21 protein-coding genes and 1 tRNA gene are annotated in these 25,438 nt (G+C 64.1%); 15 read left to right on the plus strand and 7 right to left on the minus strand.

Annotated elements, in window-relative coordinates; translation table 11 throughout:
- Positions 1–55 precede the first annotated feature (55 nt).
- A complete protein-coding gene (locus tag ACFC25_RS09030; protein ID WP_376044861.1) occupies positions 56–1,429 on the minus strand; it encodes an MFS transporter in 1,374 nt (457 codons plus the stop codon).
- Positions 1,430–1,966: 537 nt separating this feature from the next.
- Positions 1,967–3,355, minus strand: a complete 1,389-nt coding sequence (locus tag ACFC25_RS09035) for a flavin monoamine oxidase family protein (RefSeq protein WP_376044862.1) — start codon at positions 3,353–3,355, stop codon at positions 1,967–1,969.
- 108 nt (positions 3,356–3,463) lie between these two features.
- Here ACFC25_RS09035 and ACFC25_RS09040 point away from each other — a divergent pair, with 108 nt between their 5' ends.
- The gene (locus ACFC25_RS09040) at positions 3,464–4,231 is read left to right on the plus strand and encodes a TetR/AcrR family transcriptional regulator (RefSeq protein ID WP_376044863.1); all 768 of its coding nucleotides are present in this window, start codon (positions 3,464–3,466) and stop codon (positions 4,229–4,231) included.
- Here the strand turns inward: ACFC25_RS09040 and ACFC25_RS09045 are convergent.
- From ACFC25_RS09045 to ACFC25_RS09060, 4 genes are read right to left on the minus strand one after another with little or no spacing between them, the layout of a single operon-like run.
- Positions 4,228–4,653 carry a universal stress protein gene (locus ACFC25_RS09045; protein WP_337345211.1) on the minus strand — a complete coding sequence of 142 codons (426 nt, stop codon included), beginning with the start codon at positions 4,651–4,653 and terminating at the stop codon, positions 4,228–4,230. The two genes, ACFC25_RS09040 and ACFC25_RS09045, sit on opposite strands and share 4 nt — an antisense overlap.
- Positions 4,650–6,179, minus strand: coding sequence for a tripartite tricarboxylate transporter permease (locus ACFC25_RS09050; RefSeq protein ID WP_376044864.1), 1,530 nt, complete (start codon positions 6,177–6,179; stop codon positions 4,650–4,652). The genes ACFC25_RS09045 and ACFC25_RS09050 overlap by 4 nt, the downstream gene beginning before the upstream one ends.
- Positions 6,180–6,188: 9 nt before the next feature.
- Positions 6,189–6,770, minus strand: a complete 582-nt coding sequence (locus tag ACFC25_RS09055; RefSeq protein ID WP_337345209.1) for a tripartite tricarboxylate transporter TctB family protein — start codon at positions 6,768–6,770, stop codon at positions 6,189–6,191.
- A gap of 5 nt (positions 6,771–6,775) precedes the next feature.
- Positions 6,776–7,777: a Bug family tripartite tricarboxylate transporter substrate binding protein gene (locus tag ACFC25_RS09060; protein WP_376044865.1), complete on the minus strand. Its 1,002-nt coding sequence runs from the start codon at positions 7,775–7,777 to the stop codon at positions 6,776–6,778.
- A gap of 141 nt (positions 7,778–7,918) precedes the next feature.
- On the opposite strand from ACFC25_RS09060, the gene ACFC25_RS09065 reads away from it, so the two are divergent.
- From ACFC25_RS09065 to ACFC25_RS09100, 8 genes are all read left to right on the plus strand, one after another.
- Positions 7,919–8,806 (plus strand): LysR family transcriptional regulator, encoded by an 888-nt coding sequence (locus ACFC25_RS09065; protein WP_337345207.1) that lies wholly within the window; start codon positions 7,919–7,921, stop codon positions 8,804–8,806.
- 148 nt (positions 8,807–8,954) lie between these two features.
- Complete coding sequence (gene kdgD / locus ACFC25_RS09070; RefSeq protein ID WP_337345206.1) at positions 8,955–9,869, plus strand: 5-dehydro-4-deoxyglucarate dehydratase; 915 nt, start codon at positions 8,955–8,957, stop codon at positions 9,867–9,869.
- 41 nt (positions 9,870–9,910) lie between these two features.
- On the plus strand, positions 9,911–11,518 hold the full coding sequence (locus ACFC25_RS09075; protein ID WP_376044866.1) for an aldehyde dehydrogenase (NADP(+)): 1,608 nt from the start codon (positions 9,911–9,913) through the stop codon (positions 11,516–11,518).
- Positions 11,515–12,843 carry an enolase C-terminal domain-like protein gene (locus ACFC25_RS09080; RefSeq protein WP_376044867.1) on the plus strand — a complete coding sequence of 443 codons (1,329 nt, stop codon included), beginning with the start codon at positions 11,515–11,517 and terminating at the stop codon, positions 12,841–12,843. Before ACFC25_RS09075 ends, ACFC25_RS09080 begins: the two co-directional genes overlap by 4 nt.
- A gap of 94 nt (positions 12,844–12,937) precedes the next feature.
- Positions 12,938–13,855 carry an AEC family transporter gene (locus ACFC25_RS09085; RefSeq protein ID WP_376044868.1) on the plus strand — a complete coding sequence of 306 codons (918 nt, stop codon included), beginning with the start codon at positions 12,938–12,940 and terminating at the stop codon, positions 13,853–13,855.
- Positions 13,856–13,950: 95 nt separating this feature from the next.
- A complete protein-coding gene (locus ACFC25_RS09090; protein WP_376044869.1) occupies positions 13,951–15,078 on the plus strand; it encodes a mandelate racemase/muconate lactonizing enzyme family protein in 1,128 nt (375 codons plus the stop codon).
- 10 nt (positions 15,079–15,088) lie between these two features.
- Entirely contained in the window at positions 15,089–15,793 is a 705-nt protein-coding gene (locus ACFC25_RS09095) for a FadR/GntR family transcriptional regulator (protein WP_376044870.1), read from the plus strand.
- A gap of 174 nt (positions 15,794–15,967) precedes the next feature.
- Positions 15,968–17,341 carry an MFS transporter gene (locus ACFC25_RS09100; RefSeq protein ID WP_376044871.1) on the plus strand — a complete coding sequence of 458 codons (1,374 nt, stop codon included), beginning with the start codon at positions 15,968–15,970 and terminating at the stop codon, positions 17,339–17,341.
- 150 nt (positions 17,342–17,491) lie between these two features.
- On the opposite strand, the gene ACFC25_RS09105 is transcribed toward ACFC25_RS09100, so the two are convergent.
- Positions 17,492–17,574 (minus strand) — tRNA-Leu (locus tag ACFC25_RS09105).
- Positions 17,575–17,949: 375 nt separating this feature from the next.
- Here ACFC25_RS09105 and ACFC25_RS09110 point away from each other — a divergent pair.
- The 6 genes from ACFC25_RS09110 to ACFC25_RS09135 are packed head-to-tail and all read left to right on the plus strand — an operon-like array spanning position 17,950 to position 25,432.
- Positions 17,950–18,693, plus strand: a complete 744-nt coding sequence (locus ACFC25_RS09110; protein ID WP_337345199.1) for a DUF3662 and FHA domain-containing protein — start codon at positions 17,950–17,952, stop codon at positions 18,691–18,693.
- Complete coding sequence (locus ACFC25_RS09115) at positions 18,690–19,172, plus strand: FHA domain-containing protein (protein ID WP_337345198.1); 483 nt, start codon at positions 18,690–18,692, stop codon at positions 19,170–19,172. The genes ACFC25_RS09110 and ACFC25_RS09115 overlap by 4 nt, the downstream gene beginning before the upstream one ends.
- 2 nt (positions 19,173–19,174) lie before the next feature.
- Entirely contained in the window at positions 19,175–20,902 is a 1,728-nt protein-coding gene (locus ACFC25_RS09120; protein WP_376044872.1) for a protein phosphatase 2C domain-containing protein, read from the plus strand.
- The gene (locus tag ACFC25_RS09125; RefSeq protein ID WP_337345196.1) at positions 20,899–22,296 is read left to right on the plus strand and encodes an FtsW/RodA/SpoVE family cell cycle protein; all 1,398 of its coding nucleotides are present in this window, start codon (positions 20,899–20,901) and stop codon (positions 22,294–22,296) included. The genes ACFC25_RS09120 and ACFC25_RS09125 overlap by 4 nt, the downstream gene beginning before the upstream one ends.
- Positions 22,293–23,747 carry a penicillin-binding protein 2 gene (locus tag ACFC25_RS09130; protein WP_337345195.1) on the plus strand — a complete coding sequence of 485 codons (1,455 nt, stop codon included), beginning with the start codon at positions 22,293–22,295 and terminating at the stop codon, positions 23,745–23,747. The genes ACFC25_RS09125 and ACFC25_RS09130 overlap by 4 nt, the downstream gene beginning before the upstream one ends.
- Positions 23,744–25,432, plus strand: coding sequence for a protein kinase (locus tag ACFC25_RS09135; RefSeq protein ID WP_376044873.1), 1,689 nt, complete (start codon positions 23,744–23,746; stop codon positions 25,430–25,432). The genes ACFC25_RS09130 and ACFC25_RS09135 overlap by 4 nt, the downstream gene beginning before the upstream one ends.
- Positions 25,433–25,438: the final 6 nt, after the last annotated feature.

Here is a 25,438-nt window from a genome sequence, read left to right on the forward strand (position 1 = left end):
CTATGGCGGCTTCTAACTACCTTGTCCCCCACCAAGAATTGCATGGCTGCCTCTCTCAATGCGCGGACGCCGGGACGTGGGTGACGTCGTCGACGTCGTCGATGATCGGCGGTTCCTTGATCCACAGCATGGTGACCGCGGCCAGACCGAGGAGCACACCGGCGAACACGATCGCATTGTTCGGGTTGGCTCCCAGCAGATGCTCGTAGATCCAACCGAACGTCACCGACTGAATCATCATTGGCACCACGATCATCATGTTGATGATGCCCATGTAGACGCCGTACCTGCTTGAGGGGATCATCCGGACTGCCATGATGTAGGGCACTCCCATGATGGAGGCCCAGGCGATCCCGAGGCCGATGATCGGGAGGAAGATCAGGAACTTGTTGTCGATGAACGGGAAGATCACCAGCCCGGCAGCCGCCAGCAACAGGCACACGCAGTGGACCATTTTGGCGCCGCGACGCCGTGCGAAGGCAACCAGGGCAAAGGCGACGCTGAAGGTGATGATGTTGTACCAGCCGTTGACGAGGCCGGTCCAGGCGACAGCATCTTCCTTGCCTTGCAGGTTGTCCGGGAACACTGACTTGGCAACGGACAGAGCCACGAACTGCCAGTAGCAGACCATGCCGTACCACTGGAACAGGTACACGACTGCGAGCTTGCGCAGCTGGCGTGGCATCACGCGAATCGCCTCGGCGATCTCCTTGACCGCGGGAACGAGGCCGCCCTTCTTCGCTCGCAATGCCGCGAGCTCCTCTTTGGATGGCGGGATCTCCGGCGTGGTCAGGACGGAGACGAGCACTGTGGCGATCGAGCACACGGCACCAACCATGAATGAGCCGACCACCCAGTACGGGATGCCGGCTTCGGTGGCCCCCTGGATGAATTGCTGGAAGACGAACAGGGAGATGTTGGCCAGGGTGATGCCGAGGCCGGTGAAGAACGCCTGGGCCAGGAAGCCCTTACCGAGCTGGGAAGGAGGCAGTTTATCGGCGATGAACGCACGGTACGGCTCCATGGCCGTGTTGTTGCTCGCATCCAGGAGCCGCAACAACATCACCGCCATCCAGACCGCGGTGACGAAGGGGAATAGGAACAGGCACAGGGCGCAGCCGATTGCGCCAATGAGGAAGAACGGCTTGCGGCGCCCCCACCGAGGGCTCCAGGTGCGGTCCGAGAGGGCACCAATGAGGGGCTGGATGAGGAGGCCGGTGATCGGCCCTGCCAAGTTGAGGATGGGCAGATCGGCGGGGTCTGCGCCGAGGAACTCGTAGACCGGGTTAATCGCGGTCTGCTGCATCCCGAAACTGTACTGGATCCCGAAAAACCCGATATTCATCAAGAGGATCTGCCGCATGTTCATCAACGGTTTCTGCCGAAGGGCCCCCGTTTGCTGCATGCTGGACTGCTTCGCCGAACTCATAGGCGTTTCCTTCTTACGGGCTACCCCCGCTGTCGACGAGCTTAACCATCATACTCGGTTCCATCGTGAGTCGAACGGCATGAATAACCCGGATGACATGTGCCCGCAACACTGCTGGGGTGTAATTGCGATTCAACTTTTGAAAGGCGGCAGGATGAACGGCACCATGACGGGCACAAGAATTGCAGATCCCATCACAAGGGAAACAATCGAGCTCCGCACCAATCCTGTCCGCACCCAAATAATTGACCATCTGGCACTGCGCGGAGCAAGCCGGTTATCGGACATTTGCGACGCCGTCGGCTCACCCCGGGCAAGTGTGCAATATCACTTATTGAGGCTGGAGGACGCATCAATTGTTCGGTGCAATATCCCGGCTGGCGAAAGAACCGGGTTCACCCCTTTCTACTACCTGACTGGCACGAACGGCTACTTTTCGACCGTATAGGCGAGGGGTCGGCCCACCCCAGGGTATGCCGCCTTCATCGAGGCCGCCCACCCTGGAATCGGGCCGCCGAGTCCTGACTGGGCTGACAGCTACACCCCGGCCGGCTCGGCCACACGGGCAACTTCGGCAATTCGGGCGGCAGTGAGCCGGCCCATTCGGATGGCTCCGTCCACGTGCTGGTAGCCTTCCGCGGCGAGGTCCGAGGAGCACCAGTAGATGGGGCCGACGGGGGTGTGCTGGTCTTTTCCGTAGCGGTGGAGCCCGCCCAGGTCGTAGCTGGACGCGTATGCGCCCCGGGTCCACTCCTCGGAGCCCCAATCCGATTCGTAGTACACCTCAGGGTCCAGCGCCCTGTCCCCCAGGAACCCGGCGATCGACTCAAGCACCAGGCGCTTGCGTTCGTCGGCACCCAACTCGAAGACGGCGTCGGCCTTTTCATCCGAGATAAAGCCCACCAAAGTCCCGCGTGCATCGCCGTGGTTGGTGTTGTCGTAGACCTCCTGGACCAGCGAGCCGGCGCCGAATCCGGTCCCGGAAAGGCCCTCCTCGCGCCAGAACGGCGTGCGGTAGACGGCATGGACCTTGATGACCAGGCCCAGCGACTGGTGCTGGTGCATCTGGTGCTGGCGGCGCGGCAGCGGCGGGTTGAAGGAAACACGCGAATAAAGGTTGGGCGGCACGGCCATGATCACAAACCGCGCATTCACGGTTGCCCGCTCGGATACGACGGTGACGCGGTGGCCGTCCTCATCATGCTCCCAGTTGATGGTTCGCACCGGACTGTCGAGGACGACGTCGTCGCCCAACTCCCGCGCCTGCAGCAGGGAGACCTGCTGCATTCCGCCCACCACGCGCTTGTCCAGGATGAAGTCCTCGTCGGTGAGGTGGGTGAAGGACCCGGCAGAGGCTGCCATCAGTACGGCCTGGAGCGCGGAGAAGGCGTGCGCGGGCTTGGTGAGCATGCCGCCGGCGATGAACAGGCCGATATTGTTGCACGCTTCCTCGTTGTCGGAGTTGGCGCGCAGCCAGTGGTGGAAGGAAACCGTGTCCAGGTCCCGGGCTTTGGGATGCGCCCAGGGTTCGGTAGCACCGATTTCGGCGGCCAGTCCGTCCAGCAGGGCAATGAGTTTGTCCATTTCGACGGCGGTGGCCGGGTCCACCGGGAAGGAGTCGCCGGTGTAGCGAACAGGTTTGCCGTCCGCTCCGATGTAGACGGACTCGCCACTGCGGTAGCGGGAATAGGTCTTCAGGCCCAGTTCATCCAGCAGGTCCAGGAGCACCGTCTGGTCCGGCGAGACCCATTGGCCGCCGATCTCCAGCATGGCCCCGTCCACGGTGTCCGTCCAGGTGCGGCCACCCACGCGGTCCCGGGCTTCCAGCACGGCCACGGTCAGTCCCGCTTTCTTCAGTTCACGGGCTGCGGTCAACCCCGAGGGTCCCGCTCCAACGACTACGACGTCGCGGTTTAGGTTCAGCATGATGTCCTCTCTGTGGCTGCGCCAGTGATACGCGCCACTAAATGAATGCCATTCATTTATTAGAACTATAGCGGTTCACGCCGCGCTCGGGAAGACGTGGGTGGAATAATGCTGGGGAACCCCCACGAAAGGGCCCGCACCATGCCGGCTGCCGCCGCACCAGGAACCACCGCCGGAAAAGCCGGCACCAGTACCGCCCCCGGCGTCGCCACGGGACCCGCTGACGGGGCAAAGGGCGCACGACGCCGGGCCGGCCGCCCCTCGGCGGCCCTGCTGGACCAAGCCGGCATTACGGCAGCCGCCCTGGAACTCATCGGCAAGAAGGGCTACGACGGCCTCACGATGGCTGCCTTGGCACGCCAACTGGACGTGGCGCCGTCGGCCCTTTACAACCATGTGGCCTCCAAACGTGATGTCCTCCTGCTCGTGGAGGACCACCTCGCGGCCCTGGTGGATGTTTCGGGATTCGGGGCGCGGCCGTGGGAAGACGCCGTGCGGACGTGGGCGTGGAGCTACCGCGATGTTTTTGCCCAGCACACTCCGCTGATCCCGGTCATCGCGGTCCTGCCCGTGACGGACGCACCGCAGACCCTGGCCATGTACGAGACCGTGAGCGCCGGTTTCGTGGCGGCAGGCTTTCCCGAAGAGCGGATCGTGTCGGCGATCGTGGCCCTGGAGTCATTCATTTTCGGCTCGGCCTATGACGTCACGGCGCCGGCGGACATTTTCGACGCCGGCAGCATGGCCGAGGCGACTCCGCACTTCACTGCGGCCGTACGCAGCCTGGCGGCGCGGGGCGACGAGCGCCCCGCGGACGTAGCCTTCGGCCTGGGGCTCGATGCACTCATCACTGGACTCGGGGCGCTGCGGGGCTAAGGGCGCGCTGAACGAGGTACTTCCCAGGCGCCGGCCGCCTTGACGGCGAGGACGGGACGGTCGGCCTGCATCAAGATCCGCTGGGCATGGCTTCCCAGGATGAACTTTCCTACTTGGGTCCGGTGCCTGAGCCCGATGACGATCAGTGATGCATTGGCCTCACGGGCGACGTCGAGGAACTCATCGGCAAGGTCGTGCTGGTAGGGGGGCTGGATCACGGTGGCCATGACGCCGGCTTCTGCCGCGCGACTGGCCGCCCGTGCCAGGACATTGTCCGGTGCCACTGACTTGTCCACCAGCGCGCCTTCCCTGGCCGAGTTGACGATCACCAGGTCCTCGTTGCGGAGCTTGGCTTCGGCAATGCCTGCCGTCAGCGCGGCCTCTCCTGCCGGCGTGGGGACGAATCCGACGATGATGCTCATACCTTCTCCTTGATTTCCGGCGTGACAGCCGTAGGGGCAATTGATTTGCGCTTGGCGATAGCACCGCGGATGACCGGAAGGACGGCTACCAGGACGAAGACTGCCAGAAGGGTTGCGGAGATCGGACGGCCAAAGAAGCCCAGGGAGTCGCCGCCGAACATTAGCAGCGAGCGGCGCATAGAGCTTTCCAGCAGTTCGCCCAGCACGAAGGCCAGCACCAGGGGTCCCGGCTCGAAACCGAACTTCTTCATGAGGTAGCCGATGATGCCGAACACAACGACGAGGGTGACGTCGAACATGCTGTTGTTGATGGTGTAGGCACCCAGCAGGGTGATCAGGGCCGTGACGGGTGCCAGAATGGCAGCCCGGACGCGGAGGATCTTCACGAAGATTCCCACCAGCGGCAGGCTCATGATCAGCAACAGGACGTTGCCGATGTACATGGAGTTCACCACGCCCCAGAAGAGTTCCGGGTTCTGCTCCACCAGCTGCGGTCCGGGCGTGACGCCCTGGATCAGCAGCGCACCGAACATCAGCGCCATGGTGGCGTTGGCGGGGATGCCAAGGGTCAGCAGCGGGATAAAGGAAGACGTCGCGGCAGCGTTGTTGGCAGTTTCCGGCCCGGCCACACCTTCGGGTGCGCCCTTTCCGAAACGCTCGGGCTGCTTGGCCCGCTTTTTCTCCATGGCGTAGGAGGCCATGGACGCGATCGTGGCACCGCCGCCGGGCAGGATGCCCAGGAAGAAGCCCAGGACTGAACCTCGGCCGATCGCGCCGGAGGCCTGCTTGAGATCCTTGCGTGAAGGCCAGACGTTGGTGACTTTCGACGGCGCCTTGGCGGCCCGGTGGCGTTCCTCAAGGTTGTAGAGGATTTCGCCGAGTCCGAAGATGCCCATGGCGATCGGCACAAAGTCCAGGCCGTCGGCCAGTTGCAGGCTGCCGAACGTGAACCGGCTTTCACCGGTGAAAATGTCGCGGCCCACGGTGGCTAGCAGGAGCCCAAGAGCCGCGGCGATGAGTGCCTTGGCCTTCGAACCGCTGCTGATGGTGGCCACAAGGAGGATACCGAGCATGGCCAGGGCGGTGTACTCGGGTGCACCGAAGTCCAGGGCGAAACTTGCCACGATGGGCGCCAGGAACGTCAGGCCGATGATGGCTGCGGTGCCGCCGATGAAGGATCCAATGGAGGCCAGCCCCAGTGCCGTTCCTGCCCTGCCCTGTTTTGCCATCTGGTAGCCGTCGAAGACGGTGACCACCGAGGACGCTTCTCCGGGAAGCCGCAGGAGCACGGAGGTGATGGTGCCGCCGTACTGCGCGCCGTAAAAGATGCCGGCCAGCATGATGATGGCGGTGACCGGCTCCACGTTGTACGTGAGCGGAAGCAGGATTGCGATGGTTGCCGCCGGTCCAAGGCCGGGCAGCACACCGATCAGCATGCCGATCACGACGCCGATCAGGCAGTAGAGGAGGTTGGTCGGCTCCAGGACAACCGCAAATCCGTTGATAACGGGATTCAGAAAATCCACGGGGGTCTCCTAGAAGAGGTGGGGAATGGAGGTGTTGAGCGCCAGGACGAAGATTGCGTAGAAGGCAATAACGACGGCGGCACTGACTACCAGCGTGGAGCGCCACGTTTCGCCGCCCAGGAAGCGCATCCAGATAACGCACAGGACCAGGGCCGGCAGCTCAAAACCGATCAGCGGCATCAGGGCCACCATGGCGGCGAGCGTCACCAGGCCGGTCAGCGGGGCCGCGGACATCCGGGTGAATTTCTCCGCATCCCGGTTGTGCCGGCCCAGGATTAGTTGGAAGAGTCCAAGGGCTGCCATGACGCAACTGATGATGAACGGCCACAGGCCAGGCTGGGGCTTGTCTGGCGTTCCCAGCCCCATGGAGACCGAGAGGATGACCGCGCCGATTCCGACGCCAAGGACCACCAGCGATGACGCCGCGTTGGCGAGGGCGCCGGCCGCGGGAGGCTTTTCCTCTTCCCACTGGGCTGCGAGTTGCTCTGGCGTCAGGTCATCGGGAACTTCGCTGGGGAGGGTGCTCGGGGTGTCCCCGCCGGAGGCAGCTGACGTGCTGCCTCCGGCGGGCACTGCGGGGGTTCCTTTCACAGGAATCACTTAGTTCCGCTGAGGCTGATGTCGTACTTCTCCACCAGTTCCTTGTACTTAGTTGCGTATCCCTTCCAGTCGGCGACTACTTCCTCACCGGAAATCTCCTTCGGGGTCAGCATGTTCTTCTTGTTGAACTCCTTGTAGGCATCCGACTTGAAGGTCTCCTGGAAGGCCGCGAGCAGTTTCTCCTTGACGTCCGCGGGCGTGCCCTTGGGGGCGGCGACGGCGCGATACTGGGCTACCGGTACGTCGTAGCCGGCTTCCTTGGCAGTGGGGGTGTCCGGCAGGAAGCTGTTGCGTTCCTCCGAGAAGACGAGGAGCGGTGCCACCTTTCCGGCTTCGATCTGCGGCATCGCTTCGCCGAGTTGGATAGTGGCGAGCTCCACCTGGTTGCCGAGCACAGCCGTCAGGGCCGGTTTGCCGCTGTCAAAGGGGATATCCGTACCCTTTACGTCCGCCTGCTTTAAGAGAACGGTCTGGGCAAGCTGGCTTCCGGTGCCAACGCCCGTGGTGCCAAAGGTGACGTTGCGGCCGGCGCCGGATACGTCGTCGAACGTCTTAAACCCGGACTGGGTGCTTGCAACCAGCACGTAATCGTCCTGCGACAAGCCGGCGATGATGTCCAGGTCGTCGATTTTCACGGCTTCGTCCGGGGTGACGGCCAACGGAGTGATGGTGATCAGGGATGCTGTGAGGAGGACCAGTTCCTGTCCATCGGCGGGCTTGCCTGCCACTTCCTTGGTGGCGAGGGCGCCGTTGGCACCGGGCTTATTCACAACGGGCATCGGCTGGCCCAGGGTCTTGGAGGCGCCTTCGGCAAGGGCGCGGGCGATCAGGTCCGTGCTGCCACCTGCAGCCTGGCCTACCGAGAGGTTGACGGGCCCGGAAGGGTACTTGGCGGAGTCTGTTGCGCCGCCGGCGACATTGCCGCAGGCCGTCAGCGCCAGCAGCGTCACGGCAGAGGCCGCACCGAGAATTGTGCGGCGGGTGGGGAAGTGCATCATTGGAACTCCTTGAGGAAATCTCCGGACGGGGGTCCGGCATGTGATGTGAACCGAATCACTGGCTCGCTGTGACGACTATAGGGAGCCGCTATGATGCCTGTCTAAGCCCTAAAATGCATCGGGTGATACCGGAAAGGCATCATGTTTACTTTTGACCAACTGGCCGGATTCATTGCCGTCGCGGAGGAACTCCACTTCGGACGCGCCGCGGAAAGACTGAACATGACCCAGCCTCCGCTGAGCCGCCAGATCCAGAAACTGGAGAAAAGCATCGGCACGGAACTGCTGGAACGCGACAACCGGAAGGTGCAACTCACTCCCGCCGGCATCGCCTTCCTGGACGAAGCCAAGCGCCTTATGGCACTGGCCAACCGGGCGCCGATTACCGCACGCAGGATCGCCACGGGGCGCGCAGGCGTCTTGCGCGTCGGGTTTACCGCGGCCAGCGGGTTCAGCATCCTTGGACCTTTGCTGGAAGAAATCGCCGCGATCCTTCCAGAGGTGGACATCGACCTCCAGGAACTCGTCACGGGTGAGCAGATCCAGGGGCTGCTGACGGGAGAGCTGGATATGGGCCTGGCCCGGCCGCCGTTCGACCGCGAAGTCTTTGATTCACACCTGCTCTACCGCGAGTCCATGATGCTGGCCGTCCCGGCCGGGCACCGGTTGACGGAGCTTTCCCGGCCCGTGGAGGACGCAGACCTCCGGGACGAACCCCTGATCATGCATTCACCCACCCAGGCCGCCTATTTCTACGACCTGGTGATACGCATGCATGACATCCAGCACGGGAATGTCCTCCACACCGTGAGCCAGATCCTGACCATGGTCTCCCTCGTGGCAGCACGGCGGGGGGTGGCTTTTGTGCCACACTCGGCCACGCTGCTCGCCATCAAGGGCGTCGAATTCCTGCCCCTCGCCGGGCCCAGCAGCGAGGACCCGGTGGAACTGCACGCCATCTGGAACCGTAAAGTCGCCAACCCGGCACTCCGGCGCCTCCTCCAGGACCTAGAATTCCGGACAGAGTAGCGCGGGGATCCGGCAAACCGATCGACGATACATTTTGGGTATCAATCAATACGAAAAGGCACTTAGACAGGCATCAGTTACCCTGCCTACTCTTGACACGAACCAACACCCCTTAGCCGGCAGCGGCATTCACACAGAGGACAACATCGTGGCAAAGTACACCCCGCAGGAACTGGCAGACACCCTCAAGGAAGGCCTGCTGTCCTTCCCGGTGACGTCGTTTGATGCCCAACTGCGGTTCGATGAGGAAAACTACCGCAAGCACCTTGCCTGGCAGGCGAGTTTCCCTGTGGCTGGCCTCTTCGCAGCGGGCGGCACCGGCGAAGGGTTCTCCCTGACGCCGTCGGAATCGGAGCGCGTGGTCCGCACCGCCGTTGAAGAGGTAGGTGGCCAGGTTCCCGTGCTCGCATCCGCTGGCGGTTCCACCGCCCAAGCCATCGAGAACGCCAAGGCTGCCGAGGCAGCGGGCGCCGATGGCCTCCTGCTCCTCCCGCCGTACCTCACCGAGGCTGACCAGGGCGGCCTGATTGACCACGTCAGCGCCATCTGCGGCGCAACGTCGCTGGGTGTGATCATCTACAACCGAGCCAACGCCATCTACAAAGACACCACCGTGGCCACCCTCGCGGACCGCCACGAGAACCTGATCGGTTTCAAGGATGGCGTGGGCGACCTTGAACACGATGCCCGGGTTTACGCCAAGCTCGGCGACCGCCTCTTCTACCTCGGCGGCCTGCCCACGGCAGAAACCTTCGCGCTCCCGCTGCTCCAACTGGGCATGAGCACTTACTCTTCCGCCATGTACAACTTCGTTCCGCAGTTTGCCCTGGACTTCTACCAGGACGTCCGTAATAACAACCGCGCGGCCGTGAACAAGAAGCTCAATGACTTCGTGATCCCATACCTGGACATCCGCGACCGAGTGAAGGGCTACTCCGTCTCCATCGTCAAGGGTGGCCTGGACGCCATTGGCCGCTCGGCCGGCGGTGTCCGCCCGCCACTGCAGAACCTGGCTCCGCAGGACTTCGCGGACCTGAAAGCCCTCATCGCCACCGTCTCCTGATCAACCGTCTCCTGAACACCTTCTCCTGAGGAGTAACCACAGTGACACTCACCGGACATTCCCTGATTGCCGGCCAGCCCGTCGTCGGCGCCGGCAAGACAACCTTTGGCTTCAACCCCGCCACGAACGAGGCACTCGAACCGACCTACACGCTGATCACCGAAGAGCAGCTGACGACGGCGACCTCCGCCGCGGCGGCGGCCTACCCGTCCTTCAGCACCCTGGACCCGGAGACGCACGCCGCGTTCCTGGACGCAATCGCGGACAACATCGAGGCCATCGGCGAGGAACTCATCACCCGCGCCGGCCAGGAAACCGGCCTGCCCGCCGCGAGACTGAGCGGCGAACGCGCACGCACCACCGGCCAGCTCCGGCTCTTCGCCACTGTGGTCCGCCAGGGCGACTTCCGCGGCGTCCGCATTGACCCGGCCATCCCGGACCGCACGCCCCTGCCCCGGGCCGACATCCGCCAGCGCCAGATCCCGCTCGGCCCGGTCGCCGTCTTCGGCGCGAGCAACTTCCCGCTCGCATTCTCGACGGCGGGAGGCGACACCGCATCCGCCCTCGCAGCCGGCTGCCCGGTCGTCTTCAAGGCCCACAACGCCCACCCCGGCACCAGCGAACTCGTCGGCCAGGCCATCGCCAAAGCCGTTGCGGACGCCGGCCTGCACCCGGGCGTGTTCTCCCTGATCTACGGCCCCGGATCCAGCATCGGCCAGGCCCTCGTGGCCGACCCCGCGATCAAGGCCGTCGGCTTCACCGGCTCCCAGGCCGCCGGCATCGCGCTGATGCGCACCGCCGCAGCCCGGCCCGAACCGATCCCCGTCTACGCCGAAATGTCCTCGCTGAACCCGGTCTTCGTCTTCGACGGCGCGCTCAGCGGCTCCGCGGAACAAATTGACGCGCTGGCACAGCAGTACGTCACTGCCGTCACCGGCAGCTCAGGCCAGCTCTGCACCTCCCCCGGACTCCTGTTCGCGCCCGAAGGTGAGCTCGGTGACAAACTGGCTGCCGCCGTCGGCCGCGCGATCTCCGCCTGCGCCGGCCAGACGATGCTCACCGAAGGCATCGCCGGATCCTGGAATGCCGGCGCCGAAGCCCTCGGTTCCGCGGACGGGGTCACCGTCGTCGGGCAGGGCACAAAGGGTCCCACCGAAAACGCGCCTGCCCCCACCATCTTCGGCACCCACATCGGCGAGTTCGTCTCCAACCACGTGCTGCACGCCGAGATCTTCGGCGCCGCGTCCCTGGTGATCCGATACTCCTCCACCGAGGAACTCATTGAGGCCATCGGCCGGCTCGAAGGCCAGCTCACCGCCTCCCTGCAACTCACGGAAGAGGACTACCCGACGGCGGCACGCCTGCTTCCAGCCCTCGAGCAGAAAGTGGGACGCATCATCGTCAACGGCTGGCCCACCGGCGTCGAAGTAGGCCATGCCATGGTCCACGGCGGCCCCTTCCCGGCTACCTCGGACACCCGCACCACCTCAGTAGGCACCCTCGCGATCAACCGCTTCCTCCGCCCGGTCTCCTACCAGAACCTCCCGCAGGAACTCCTCCCCGCATCCCTGCAGGACACCAACCCCTGGCACCTGAACCGCCGTATCGACGGCACCGTGGTTGCGGCAGATGCAGAGGTCAACGCATGAGCACCCAGCCAACCATCGCAAGGATTGAAGTGGTCCCGGTGGCCGGCCACGACAGCATGCTGATGAACCTCAGCGGCACCCACGGACCGTTCTTTACCCGCAACGTGGTCATCGTTACCGATTCGGAGGGCCGGACCGGCCTCGGCGAGGTTCCCGGCGGCGAGAAGATCAAGGGCACCATCGAGGAAGCCGGGACGCTCATCACCGGCCAACCGGTGGCCCGCTACCGGTCCTTGCTACGGGAGATTGCGGCAGAGTTCGCCCACCGTGACGCCGGAGGCCGCGGCCTGCAGACCTTTGACCTGCGGACCACCGTGCACGCCGTCACCGCCGTCGAATCCGCCCTGCTGGACCTTCACGGCCAGTTCCTCGGCATCCCCGTCGCTGAACTGCTCGGCGACGGCCAGCAGCGCGCCTCTGTGCCGACGCTCGGATACCTCTTCTTTATAGGAGACACCGCCCGGACTGACCTTCCGTATCTCGTGGAGGAGGCGCCGTCGGATCGCTGGGAGAAGCTGCGCCGTCAGGAGGCCATGACGCCGGAGGCTGTTGTTGCCCTGGCCGAAGCCGCCCAGGAGCGCTACGGCTTCAGCGACTTCAAGCTCAAGGGCGGCGTACTCTCCGGCGACGACGAAGTGGATGTGGTCACCGCCCTCGCCAAGCGCTTCCCCGAGGCGCGCGTGACCCTTGATCCGAACGGGGGCTGGCTCCTGGAAGACGCCATTCGCCTCGGCAAGCGGATGCAGGGTGTCGTTGCGTATGCGGAGGATCCGTGCGGAGCCGAGGGACGCTTCTCCGGCCGCGAGGTCATGGCTGAATTCCGGCGTGCCACCGGCCTGAAGACCGCTACCAACATGATCGCCACGGACTGGCGGGAGATGTCGCACGCCATCCGCAGCAATGCCGTCGACATCCCGCTCGCGGACCCGCACTTCTGGACCATGTCCGGTTCCGTCCGCGTGGCGCAACTGTGCAACGAGTTTGGCCTGACCTGGGGATCGCACTCGAACAACCACTTCGATATCTCACTGGCAATGTTCACGCACACCGGCGCAGCTGCCCCGGGCGAAATCACCGCACTGGACACGCACTGGATCTGGCAGGACGGGCAGGGACTGACCAAAAACCCGCTGCAGATCCGCGACGGCGCCATCGAGGTTCCGGACGCCCCGGGCCTGGGCATCGAGCTGGACCGCGAGGCCCTGGACAAGGCGCACGAGCTGTACCTGCAGCACGGGCTCGATGCCCGCGACGACAGCATCGGCATGCAGTACTACATCGAAGGCTGGTCCTTCGACCCGAAGCGCCCCTGCCTGGTCCGGTAGGACGTTTCAACCACCAAGCTTCCGCACGGCCGGCCCTCTTTTCGCAACAGGAGGCGGCCGTGCGGAATCACCTCTTAAATAGAAGGGCGCACTCTTGGGTGGCGTTGTCTCCGGAATACTGATCGTCTCCGCTGTCATTGCCGTAGGCTATTTCGCCGCCCGGCTGCGGATCCTGGGGCCCGAAGTCCAGGGCGCGCTGACCCGGACGGCCTTCTACATCACAAATCCGGCCTTGCTGTTTACCGTTGTGGCCGGAAGCGACATCCGCGCCGCCTTGGGAACAGATGCCCCGCTCGCGTTGCTCTCAGCAACGATAGTGGGGCTTCTCTATTGGCTGGCGAGTTTCCTGTTCTTCCGCCGTCCGGCGGCGGAGACCGCCGTCGGGGCCATGGCGAGCAGCTATGCGAATGCCAACAATATCGGCATTCCGGTGTCCCTCTATGCAGTGGGGACTGCGCAGCATGTGGCCCCCGTGCTCCTGGTCCAGCTCCTGGTTCTGGCGCCGTTCTACCTCACTGTCCTGGGGCTTGCCTCAGGCTCCAAGGTCTCGTGGAAAAAGGTGCTGTTACAGCCGTTCGCAAGTCCCATGATCATCGCCTCCGGACTGGGTGTCGTCGTCGCCCTCACCGGCTGGACCGCGCCGGACCTGCTGCAGAAGCCAATCGACATGCTGGCCGGAGGTGCCGTGCCCATGGTGCTGCTGGCCTTCGGCCTCTCCCTTGCGGGCCGCGCTCCACTGCAGAAGGGCGATGGCCGGGTAGAAACCCTCGTTGCAACGTTCCTGAAGATCGCCGGGATGCCACTCGTTGTGTGGGCCTTGGGCCGCTTTGTCTTTGGACTGGACGGCCAGCACCTGCTTGCAAGCGTGATCATGGCCGCGCTGCCCACGGCCCAGAACGTGTTCCTCTTCGCCTCCCCCTATGGCCGCGGAATGAGCGTAGCCCGGGATGTCATCCTGTGCACCACGGTATTGAGCGTTGGCGCGCTGCTGGTTGTCGCCTGGCTGGTGTAGCTGCCACCCGTCAGCTACTTGTAATACAAGTTTTATACTTGTATTCTAAGTAGGCGGGCAATGCAGCCCTGACAGCCAGCTTTCGAGGAGCACCAATGAGTACCGTCGACCTCATCCGCCATGTAAAACTCTCCACTGCAAGACTTCCGCTCGCTGTCCCGATCAGTGATGCCAAGGTCTTCACCGGGCGCCAGAAGCCCATGACGGAGGTCGCCTTCCTCTTTGCCGAGATCACCACGGAGCAGGGCCACAGCGGCATCGGCTTCAGCTACTCCAAGCGCGCCGGCGGCCCCGCCCAGTACGCCCACGCCAAGGAGGTCGCCGAAGGCATCATCGGCGAGGACCCCAACGACATCGGCAAGCTCTACACCAAGCTCCTCTGGGCCGGCGCCTCCGTGGGCCGCTCGGGCGTTGCCACCCAAGCGTTGGCCGCCATCGACATCGCCCTCTACGACCTCAAGGCCAAGCGCGCTGGACTTCCGCTGGCGAAGCTGTTGGGCTCCTACCGCGACTCCGTCCAGACCTACAACACCTCGGGCGGCTTCCTCAACGCCTCCCTGGAAGAGGTCAAGGCCCGTGCCACGCAGTCCCTCGACGAGGGCATCGGCGGCATCAAGATCAAAGTGGGCCTGCCCGACAGCAAGGAAGACCTGCGCCGGGTTGCCGGCATCCGCGAGCACATCGGCTGGGACGTCCCGCTCATGGTGGACGCCAACCAGCAGTGGGACCGCGCCACCGCTCTGCGCCTGGGCCGCCAGCTGGAGGAATTCAACCTTGTCTGGATCGAAGAACCCCTGGACGCCTACGATTTCGAGGGCCACGCCCACCTGGCCAATGTGCTGGATACCCCCATCGCCACCGGCGAGATGTTGGCCTCCGTTGCTGAGCACAAGGGCCTGATCAACGCCAACGGCTGCGACATCATCCAGCCGGATGCACCCCGCGTCGGCGGTATCACCCAGTTCCTGCGCCTCGCCGCCCTCGCCGATGAACGCGGGCTAGGGCTGGCCCCGCACTTCGCCATGGAGATCCACCTGCACCTGGCCGCCGCCTACCCCCGCGAGCCCTGGGTGGAGCACTTCGACTGGCTAGACCCGCTGTTCAACGAACGCCTCGAAACGAAGGACGGGCGCATGATCGTTCCGGACCGCCCGGGCCTCGGCGTGACCCTGAGTGACCAGGCCCGGGCCTGGACCACCGAGACCGTGGAGTTCGGCGCGTAACCTTGAACGCATGAGCCGGAACCTGACCGCGGACCTCGCCGCCGACCTTCGCACCCGCATTGTGGACGGCGTCATCCAGCCCGGCGACAAGCTTCCCAGCGAGAACGCGCTGATGGGCGAATTCGGCGTCAGCCGCACCGTGGTGCGCTCGGCCTTGACCCACCTCCAGGCTGAAGGTCTCGTGGAAACCGAACGCGGGCGGGGCAGCTTCGCACTCACCCCGCCCGACGACGGCCCTCTTCCAGTCCCGGGCAGCCGACCGGTAGCCAGCGTGGAGGACCGCCTCCATCTGCTCGAATTCCGAATGGGTGTGGAGGCTGAAGCCGCCGCTTTGGCCGCCCGGAACCATACCGAACGCCAACTCCGGGCCATCAATGCCGCCCTGGAACAGTTCACCGCCAGCCCGGACCACCCCGGCCATGCAATGAAGTACGACTTCGAATTCCACCGGGCCATCGCTGCCGCCTCCGGAAACCCGTTCTACTCGGACTGCCTGACGGCCTTGGGCCAGACCATGATCGCGATGCCGCGCACCCGGCTGATGACCGGCGTCGAACACTACGCGCGTGACCACTTTGACCAAGTGATCCACGAGCACCGGTCCATCGCCGCGGCCATCGCTGACGGAGATGAAACCGCCGCCGCCGCCGCGATGCGCAGCCATCTGGCAAATTCCCGACGCCGGTTTAAGGCTTCCGTACGTCCGTCTCCGTGAGCGCAAATGGAGTCCACGTGTGGCGATGCCCTCAGGGCATCAAACAATGCGATATGTGTCTTGGACGCGCATCGAATTCCCTGAATACAGTGGACCAAGTCGCTGTGTTTCATACCACAGGAGTTGAACGGGTCCATGGACGGGCCCCCACCGCAATACCTAAGGAATTTCCCCATGCAGTCTGTAGACACCGCTGTCACGGATGTGGCCCTGGCCACGAAGAAGTTTTTCAAGCGGGTCCTGCCCATCATGCTTGTCATGCTCGTGTGCAACCAGCTGAACCGGTCCAACATCGGTTATGCCCACGAACACCTCGAAGCGGACGTGGGAATTGGCGCCGCCGCCTATGGTTTCGGGGCAGGACTCTTCTTCATCGCCTATGCGATCTTTGAACTCCCCAGCAACGTCATGATGGAGAAGTACGGCGCCAAGGTGTGGCTGGCACGGATCATGGTCAGCTGGGGCATTGTCTCCTTTCTGATGGCGTTCGTGCAGAACGAAATGATGTTCTATGTGTTGCGGTTCCTGCTGGGGGCCGCCGAAGCCGGCTTCTTCCCGGCAGTAATCTTCTACTTCGCCCGGTGGGTACCGGCCGGCCAGCGCGGCAAGGCGACCGCCATCTTCATCGCGGGCTCCTCCATCGCCGCAGCACTGTCCGGGCCCATCGCCGGCATGCTGCTGAGCCTTCACGACGTCCTGGGAATCCGCGGCTGGCAGTGGCTGTTCGGCTTCGAGGGCCTGCTCTCCGTGGTGGTGGGCATCATCGTGTTCTTCCTGTTGGATGCCAAGATCCAGGACGCCAAGTGGCTCTCGGTCGGCGAAAAGTCCGCCCTGGCCAACGCCATCGCTGACGAGGACGCCCAGCACGCCAGCACTTCCGGGGCGAAGATCAACCGCTGGAAGATGCTGCTCAACCCGCAGATCCTGCTGCTTTGCGGCATCTACTTCTCCGTGCAGCTCTCCATCTACGCCAACACTTTCTGGCTGCCCACCATCGTCAAACAGATTCCCGGAACAACGGACCTGAGTGTTGGCTTCCTGTCCTCCATACCGTGGGTGTGCGCCGTCTTCGCGATGTATTTCGCCGCCAAATGGCAGGACAAGGCCAGGTCCAAAAAGCCGCTGCTGGTGGCCGCGCTGCTGGTCGCCGCCGTCGGAACGCTGGCCGCCGCGATCGCCAGCCCGGCCCTGGCCCTCGTGTTCCTGGCCATCGCCGCCATGGGCTTCAAGAGCGCGTCGCCGCTGTTCTGGACCATCCCGCAGTCTGGTCTGCACCCTCTGGTCCTTGCTCCCGCCATCGCGATCATTAACTCGCTGGGCAACCTGGGTGGTTTTGTAGCCCCGTTCGGGTTCGGCATCATCAAGGAGACCACGGGCAGTGTTGTGCCCGGCCTGTTCGCACTTGCCGCAGCCTCCACCCTGGCGGCCGGACTCGTCTACTTCCTCAAGGAACGCCGCACCCCGTCCTCGCCTGGGAAGGCACCTGAGCAGGAGTCCCGCAAGGCAACCTCCGGCGAAGAGCTTATGGAGCCGGCCACAGCCCGCTAGAAACCTGTCCTTCGGCTTATCCCCGCCCCGCGGTCCAATCCCCCACGCGATTCCAGGGGAAATGACCGTGCGGCGGGGATAAGTCGTCGCGCTGCCGTTCTCTGAACGCAAAAGAGCCCCGGTCCTAAGACCGGGGCTCTTTTATTTGCGTGCGCGAGGGGGGATTTGAACCCCCACGCCCTTTCGGACACTGGCACCTGAAGCCAGCGCGTCTGCCGTTCCGCCACTCGCGCGCAACTTCTTTTCCATGAATTGCGACCGGTTTCCCGGTTCCGCACCATGTAAAAGCAGCGAGATCAAGCATAACGGACATCGGCGGCAAAACACCAATTGAGGTCGGCAGCCTGGCCTACGCGGCCGATCCAGGCATGTATCAAGGCCACGGGAGCCACCGGCAATGAACCCTTTCTGACCGCGCGCAGATCGCCCGGAACGAACTTTTCCGCAGGCCGGGCCGTTGTGGATTAAGGTCATTCACAGGCCTGCCCAGTAGTATCTGATGTAGTAGTGCCTGCCGTCGGCGGGCCTGCCGATACGCAGTGATCTGTGTTGCTGGTTGAGTTCCGGAACGAAAACTGCCCCGCAGTCGGGGGGAAAGGAGGAGGACCATGGGTTTGCTGGACAAGGTCGAGCGCGGCATCGAAAAGGCCGTTCGCGGTGTCTTCTCCACTGGTTCCCGGGCGCAGGTCGAGCCAGTTGAGATCGCAAGCCGGCTTCGCCGCGAGGTGGACCACAAGGCGATCACCATTGCCGCCGGCCGGACCCTCGCCCCCAACGTTTTCGACGTCCTGCTCAGCGAGGACGATTTCAAGCGGGCGCAGGAATGGGGCACTCCGCTGGCTGAGGAACTGTGCGACGTCGTCATCAACCATGTCCGCAGTCAGGGCTACACGCTCCAGGGCTCCGTGCGGATCTCATTCCGCCGCTTCGAAGAGCTGCGGGCCGGCGATTTCGAGATCAAGTCCTCCACCGAAAAATCAAGCGGGGCACCTGCCAGCCCAGCGCCCCGGCCTAATCTCCCGGCCGCCCCCAGCCGCCAGCCCACCCGCCTGCAGCCAGTCCTGGACATCGATGGCCAGCGCTACTCGCTCAATGCCCCTTCGATCATCCTGGGCCGGTCCTCCGAGGCCGACATCCTGGTTGACGACACCGGCGTGTCCCGCCGCCACCTCGAGATCCGCACGGCGAACGGGGTTACCAGCGCCGTGGACATGGGTTCCACCAACGGCAGCTATGTTAACGGGCACAAGGTCGCAGGCAGCACCGAACTTACCGACGGCTCCACCATCACGATGGGACGGACAAAGATCATCTTCCGCTTGCTCCCCGCCACCTCTGGTGGCCGCCCATGAGCGAACTGACCATTACCGCCCTCCGCTTCGGCTTCCTGCTCCTGCTCTGGGTGCTGATTTTCAGTATCGTGTCGGCAATGCGCCGGGACCTGATGGTGGGCCGCAAGGCCGCCGTTGGAACTCCCACTGCCCGCCAGGTCCGGAAGAACCCTGAACTGGCCGATGCCCCGCCGCAGCCCGTGAAGCAGCAGGCACACCAGCTCGTGGTCACCGAAGGACCCCTCAAAGGCACCACCATCCCCCTGGCGGCCAGTCCCATCCTCCTCGGCCGGGCCCAGGAAGCCACCTTGGTGCTTGAAGACGACTACGCCTCCGGCCGTCACGCCCGGCTCTTCCCGCAGGGCAGTAGATGGTTCATAGAGGACCTGGGCTCCACCAACGGCACGTACCTGGCGGACCAGCAACTTACCCGCGCCCTGCCCGTTGAGCCTGGCGTACCTGTGAGGATCGGCAAGACGGTCATCGAATTGAGGCCATAGCCATGGCCGATCCAGAAATTCCCGCAGACGAGGCACAGCCCGCGCAGCGGCCCCTCATCATGCGTTATGCAGCCCGCTCGGACGTGGGCCGCATCCGCGCCAAGAATGACGACTCCGCCTACGTGGGCCGCCACCTTGCCGTCGTCGCTGATGGCATGGGTGGCCACGCCGGCGGTGACGTTGCCTCCGCCGCAACCGTCCTGGACATGCTGCACCTGGATCACGGAGATTACGACGGCGACGCCGGGACCGTGCTTGCGGATGAAATCCAAACAGCGAATTCCCTCCTGTCCGAGCTGGTCCACATCAATCCCAAGCTCGCCGGCATGGGAACCACCGTCACCGCCCTGCTCCTTGCCGAAGGCAAACTGCACTTCGCCCATATCGGGGACTCCCGCGCCTACCGCCTTCGCGACGGCGTTTTCGAGCAGGTGAGCGTCGACCACACGTTTGTGCAGCGGCTCATCGATGAGGGCCGGCTCCGGCCCGAGGAAGCCGAGACGCATCCGCACAAAAACGTCCTGATGCGCGTTCTCGGCGACGTCGACGCCAGCCCGGAACTCGACCTCGACACCTTGGACGTCAAGCCCGGGGAACGCTGGCTCCTCTGCTCGGACGGCCTCAACTACGTTGCCGGGCACGTAGTGGAACGGACGGTCCGGGAGACGAAGGACCTCCGCGAATGCGTCGAGACCCTCGTTAACCTGACGCTGGAAGCCGGCTCACCTGACAACGTCACGGTGGTGATGGTGGAAATAGCGGAGGAAACGCGCGACGACGTCAGTACCGCCGCCGTGGAAATCATCCCTCCCGCGTCAGTCACCGCAGTCGTCACACCCAGCGAGCCCGCCGGTCCGGCGGCACAGCAGCCACCTGCTGCCGGGGACGCGGCCGAGCCCAAACCGGCAGAAGCGCTCCCCTCAGGGAAATCTGACGAAGAAAAGCCTGATGCAGGAAGGGCCGACGCCGAAAACCCGGACGAAGCCAAAGCTGATGCGGGGCAGTCCGGCAAGGGCGAAAGCGCCGATTCCACAGACCCGCACCTCGGCGAACATCTCTCCGCCGAAGTCCTCCGGGAGGAACTGGCCTCCCGCCCGCACGAACTTGTGGGCGCCGCAGCCGCAGCGGCAGAGTCCGGCTCCATTCCCACTATCGCCGGCCGTACGGTGGCCCGACGCGCGGCCACGGTGCTGACGCACAAAGCCGACCAGCAGTCCGTCGATGCAGATGAATCCTTCCTTCAGCCGAGGCCTCGCCGCTGGGTCACATGGTCCATCGCGGCCTCGGTCCTGGTGGTCCTCACAGTCGGGCTCTGGCTCGGCTACGCGTGGACACAGACGCGCTACTACATCGGCGAATACGATTCCCGGGTCGCCATTTACAACGGAGTCTCCCAGCGCCTCGGCCCTATCCAGCTCTCCAGCCTTGAAGCCGTGACGGAAATCCGGATGGACTCGCTGCCGCCGTTCTCGCAGCAGCGAGTCCGCCAGACCGTCCCGGCGCGGGACCTTTACGACGCCCAGCGGATCGTTAAGAACCTTGAGCGGACGGGCACTACCTCCCCGGCTGACGAATGCCCGTCGCCGACTACCGGCGCCACAACGACCCCGCCCGCACCGGCACCCACAGAAACGGCAGCGCCCGCACCCTCTCCGTCGGATCCGGCAGCAGCGCCGGCTCCCACGTCGCCCTCACCAAGTCCTACCGTCACCTGCGAGGGCACCCCATGAGCCAGCTAAGTACTATCCCCAAACCCAGGCGGAACGTCGAACTGCTGTTGTTGTTGCTTGCCCTGTCGGTGGGAATCGGCGCCAACATGTTGGTCGGTGTGGATCAGGAAAAGGCGTTTGATACCGATTTCTGGTTCCAGTCCAGCCTGCTCGCCGCTGCCGCACTGGCGTTCCACGTGGTCCTGCGGATCCGGGCGAAATATGCCGATCCGGTGATACTTCCCCTTGTTGTAGCGCTAAACGGTCTCGGCCTCGCCATGATCCACCGACTGGACGGGCCCGGCGACGACACCGGCAACGACCAGCTCCGCTGGACATTGGTCGCTATGGCCGTGGCGATCGCCGTCATTTGGTTCCTCAAGGACCACCGGGTCCTCCGTCGCTTCACTTATATTTCCCTGGCAGCCAGCGCACTCTTGCTCGTCTTGCCGCTGGTACCGGGAATCACAGCCGGCGAAATCCTGGGCGCCCGTGTGTGGATCAGACTCGGCCCATGGACCTTTCAGCCGGGCGAAATTGCCAAGATTACGCTTGCCATCTTCTTCGCAGGTTACCTTTCGTCAAACAGGGACCTGATCCTGCTGGCGGGGCGGAAGATCGGCCCGCTGCAATTCCCTCGGTTCAAGGACATGGGTCCGATGATCACCGCCTGGCTGGTGAGCATCGGCGTGCTCATCTTCCAGCGGGACCTTGGTTCCTCTGTCCTGTTCTTCGGCCTGTTCATCGTGATGATCTACGTGGCCACCAGCCGGATCAGCTGGGTAGTGATCGGCGTAGCACTCATCCTGGGCGGCGGCTTTGTGGCTTCGAAGGTGTTCTCCCACGTTGGCCTGCGCATTGATGGCTGGCTCAACGCCTTCACCGACGAGGTCTATGGACGGCAGTTCGGCGGCAGCTTCCAGATTGTTGAAGGCCTCTTTGGCATGGCCAACGGTGGCCTCGTAGGGACGGGTCTCGGACAGGGCCGGCCCAACCTCGTGCCCTTTTCCAACAGCGACATGATCATCGCCTCGTTCGGTGAAGAGCTCGGACTCATCGGGCTGTTCGCCATCGTCATGATGTTCCTGCTGCTCTTCACGCGCGGCTTCCGGGCAGCCCTGGGCACCCGCGACGCCTTCGGTAAGCTCCTCGCCTGCGGCCTGTCGTTTGCCATCGCGCTGCAGTGCTTCGTGGTGATAGGCGGCGTCACGCGCCTCATTCCACTCACCGGCCTAACCACGCCCTTCCTGGCCGCAGGCGGTTCCTCGTTGCTCGCCAACTGGATCATCGTGGGCCTGTTGCTCATGATTTCGCACACGGCAAGGGGGCCAGTGGACACCACACCGCTGCCGCCTGCCAAGGGCGCAGAATCCAACGGCATTGACACACCAACCGAGGCGGTGAAGCACCTGTGAACCAGGCAATACGAAACTCATGGGTCGCCGCGATCGCGATGTTCGCACTGATTTTCGGTGCTCTGAGCTACGTGCAAGTGATCGGGGCGGACGACCTCAAGGCCAACGCCTGGAACAAGCGCGCCATCCTGCAGGACTACTGCAATGACCGGGGTGCCATCATTGTGGGCGGCACGCCGATAGCCGAGTCGGTTGAAGGCTCGGAGACGTGCAAGTTCCAGCGCACCTATTCCCAGCCCGAACTCTATGCAGGCATCACCGGCTATTTCTCTCAAAACTATGGAGCCACAGGGCTGGAAATTGCGATGAATGACCAGCTGGCCGGCAGCTCCGACCAGCAGTTCCTGGACCGGATAGGCCAACTGTTCCTCGGAAACCAGCCCAAGGGCGCATCGGTGGAGCTGACCATCGATCCTCGGATCCAACAGCTCGCCTACGACCTCATTCCGGACGGACAGCGCGGTTCCATTGTGGTGACCAACCCCAAGACCGGTGCCATCCTGGCCATGGTGTCGAAGCCCTCCTACAACCCCAACCTCATCGCCACCCAGGACCCCACTGCTGAGAGCACGAATATCAACGAGCTCGTCAAGGTCCCCGGTATCAACCTGAACCAGTCCGTCAGCGGCCCGACCGGCGAGCTCCTCGCCCCCGGCTCTGTCTTCAAGCTCGTTGACACCGCCGCGGCCCTGAATTCGGGCAAGTACAACAAGGACAGCCAGCTACCCAACCCTGCGGAGATGCCCTTCACCGGCATCTCGTACAAGCTCCCCAACTACGCGGGGGGCAACTGCTACACCAGGGACACGGCTTCCTTCGCCTTCGCCCTGCAGCAGTCATGCAACACGCCTTTCGCCAGCATCGCCCTGGACCTGGGGCGCGACGCCATCGCCGAACAGGCGAAGAAGTTCGGCTTTGGCGAGAGTCTGGGGGACCAGCTGAAACTTGATTACGCTCTGCAGGGCTTCCCCGATAACTTGGACGAACCGGGGCTGGCCCAGTCCGCTATCGGCCAAAAGGACGTCCGGGCAACGCCGCTCCAGATTGCGCTGATGACGGCGGCAATAGCGAACGATGGCGTCCAGATGAGCCCAAGCCTGGTCAAGACCCTTCGCTCACCGGACCTCCGCGTCCTGGAAGAACCCCAGCCGACGCCTCTGCGCACGTCAACCACGCCCGACATCGCCAACCAGATCACCGAATGGATGACCAGTGCGGTGAGCGAGGGCATCGCCCGCGGCGCGGCCGTTCCCGGCGTTCAGGTGGCCGGCAAGACAGGTACGGCGGAATTGGGCAATGGCCTGAACAACTCCTGGTTCACGGGCTTTGCCCCCGCGAACAACCCGCAGGTGGGTGTCACGATCGTCATGGAAGGCGTAGACATCACCACCGGCGCACAGCTAACCAGTCCGAACGCGAAGAAGATTTTTGAGGCGGTGTTGAATAAGTGAGGCCTACAACAGGAATCACCCTCGGCGGCAGATTCCAGCTGACCACGCGGATTGCGATCGGCGGCATGGGAGAGGTTTGGAAAGCCAAGGACCAGGTCCTGGGCCGAATCGTCGCCATTAAGGTGCTCAAGGAGGAATACACCGGCGACCCCGGCTTCCTGCAGAGGTTCCGTGCTGAGGCACGCCACACCGCGCTCCTGAACCACGTGGGCATCGCAAATGTCTTTGACTACGGCGAGGAAGAGGGCTCCGCCTACCTCGTGATGGAACTCGTCCCGGGCCAGCCGCTGAGCAGCATCATCGAGCACGAGCAGGTGCTGTCCCCGGACCGGACCCTGTCCATGATCGCGCAGACCGCCCGGGCTTTGTCCGTCGCCCACGCCCAGGGACTGGTCCACCGCGACATCAAGCCGGGCAACCTGCTGATCACTCCCGACGGCCGGGTCAAGGTCACCGACTTCGGCATTGCCCGCCTGGCCGACCAGGTCCCGCTGACCCAGACCGGGCAGGTAATGGGCACGGCCCAGTACCTCGCCCCGGAGCAGGCAACAGGCCAGACCGCCACTGGTGCCTCGGACATCTATTCGCTCGGAGTGATCGGCTACGAGTGCCTTACCGGGCACCGGCCGTTCTCCGGCGAATCCCAGATCGCCATTGCCCTGGCGCAGGTCAACGATGCCCCGCCGCCGCTGCCCGATACGCTGCCCAAACCGGTCCGTGCCCTCCTGATGTCCATGTTGGCCAAGGATCCCAAGAACCGGCCGGCCAACGCCATCAAGCTGTCCGAGGCCGCCGAGGCTATCCGCAACGGCGACATCAGCGCCGCACACGCCGCCGTCCCCGGAATGCTGTTGTTCGAAGCTGCCACCGGCCCCATCACGGCCCCGGTGAATGTTGCCACCGCGCCCACGGGCATCATCGGCGGGCAGAAGGACAGCTCCACCACGTCCACCTCCGCACTGCCGGTACTGGGTGCCGCTGCCGCAGGTGCGGCAGGCGGTGCCGCAGCAGGCGCTGCTGCTGCCAACGCCGCCGGCACTGGAGCCGCCGGTACGCTGTCGCGGGCCGATGCGCTTGCTGCAGAACGCTCCTGGGTCCAGGAAGAAGAGACGTACGACGACGAACCTGCCGACGAGCCCCAGCGGCGGGGCCGGAGCCCTTGGACTTGGCCCCTGATCGCCCTGATCCTGCTGGTGCTCTTCGCGCTGGTCGGTTTCTTCCTGTCCCAGCAAGGCATCCTGTTCCCTCCGAGCAATCCCACCAGCTCCGCGCCCAGCACGACATCCAGTAGCCCAAGTCCGACAACAACGTCCGCATCGCCCACTCCCACCTTGACGACGCCACCGCCAACGCCCACGCCCACCCCGACGCCCGAAACCGTAAACATCATTTCCGCGGCCTACCTGGGCAAGGACTACCGCCAGGTCCAGTCCTCCTTGGAAGCGTTGGGCCTCTCGGTGACCGTCCTTCCGCAGCAGAGTGCTGAGACGGCCGGAACGGTACTGGAAATCAACCCGACCGGAACCGTTCCCAAGGGCACGGCTGTCACCATCATCTACGCCGTACCGCTCCCGACGGCCACTCCGGTTCCAACCACGACGCCGAAGGCTACCGCCAGCGAGACCGCCCTGCCCGACTGCACCACTGGCCAGCTGCCGGGCGTGCCCGCCACCTGCAAGCCGTAGCCTCCG

Source organism: Pseudarthrobacter sp. NPDC055928 (genome assembly GCF_042270935.1).
In the GTDB taxonomy this organism is placed as follows: Bacteria; Actinomycetota; Actinomycetes; order Actinomycetales; family Micrococcaceae; genus Arthrobacter.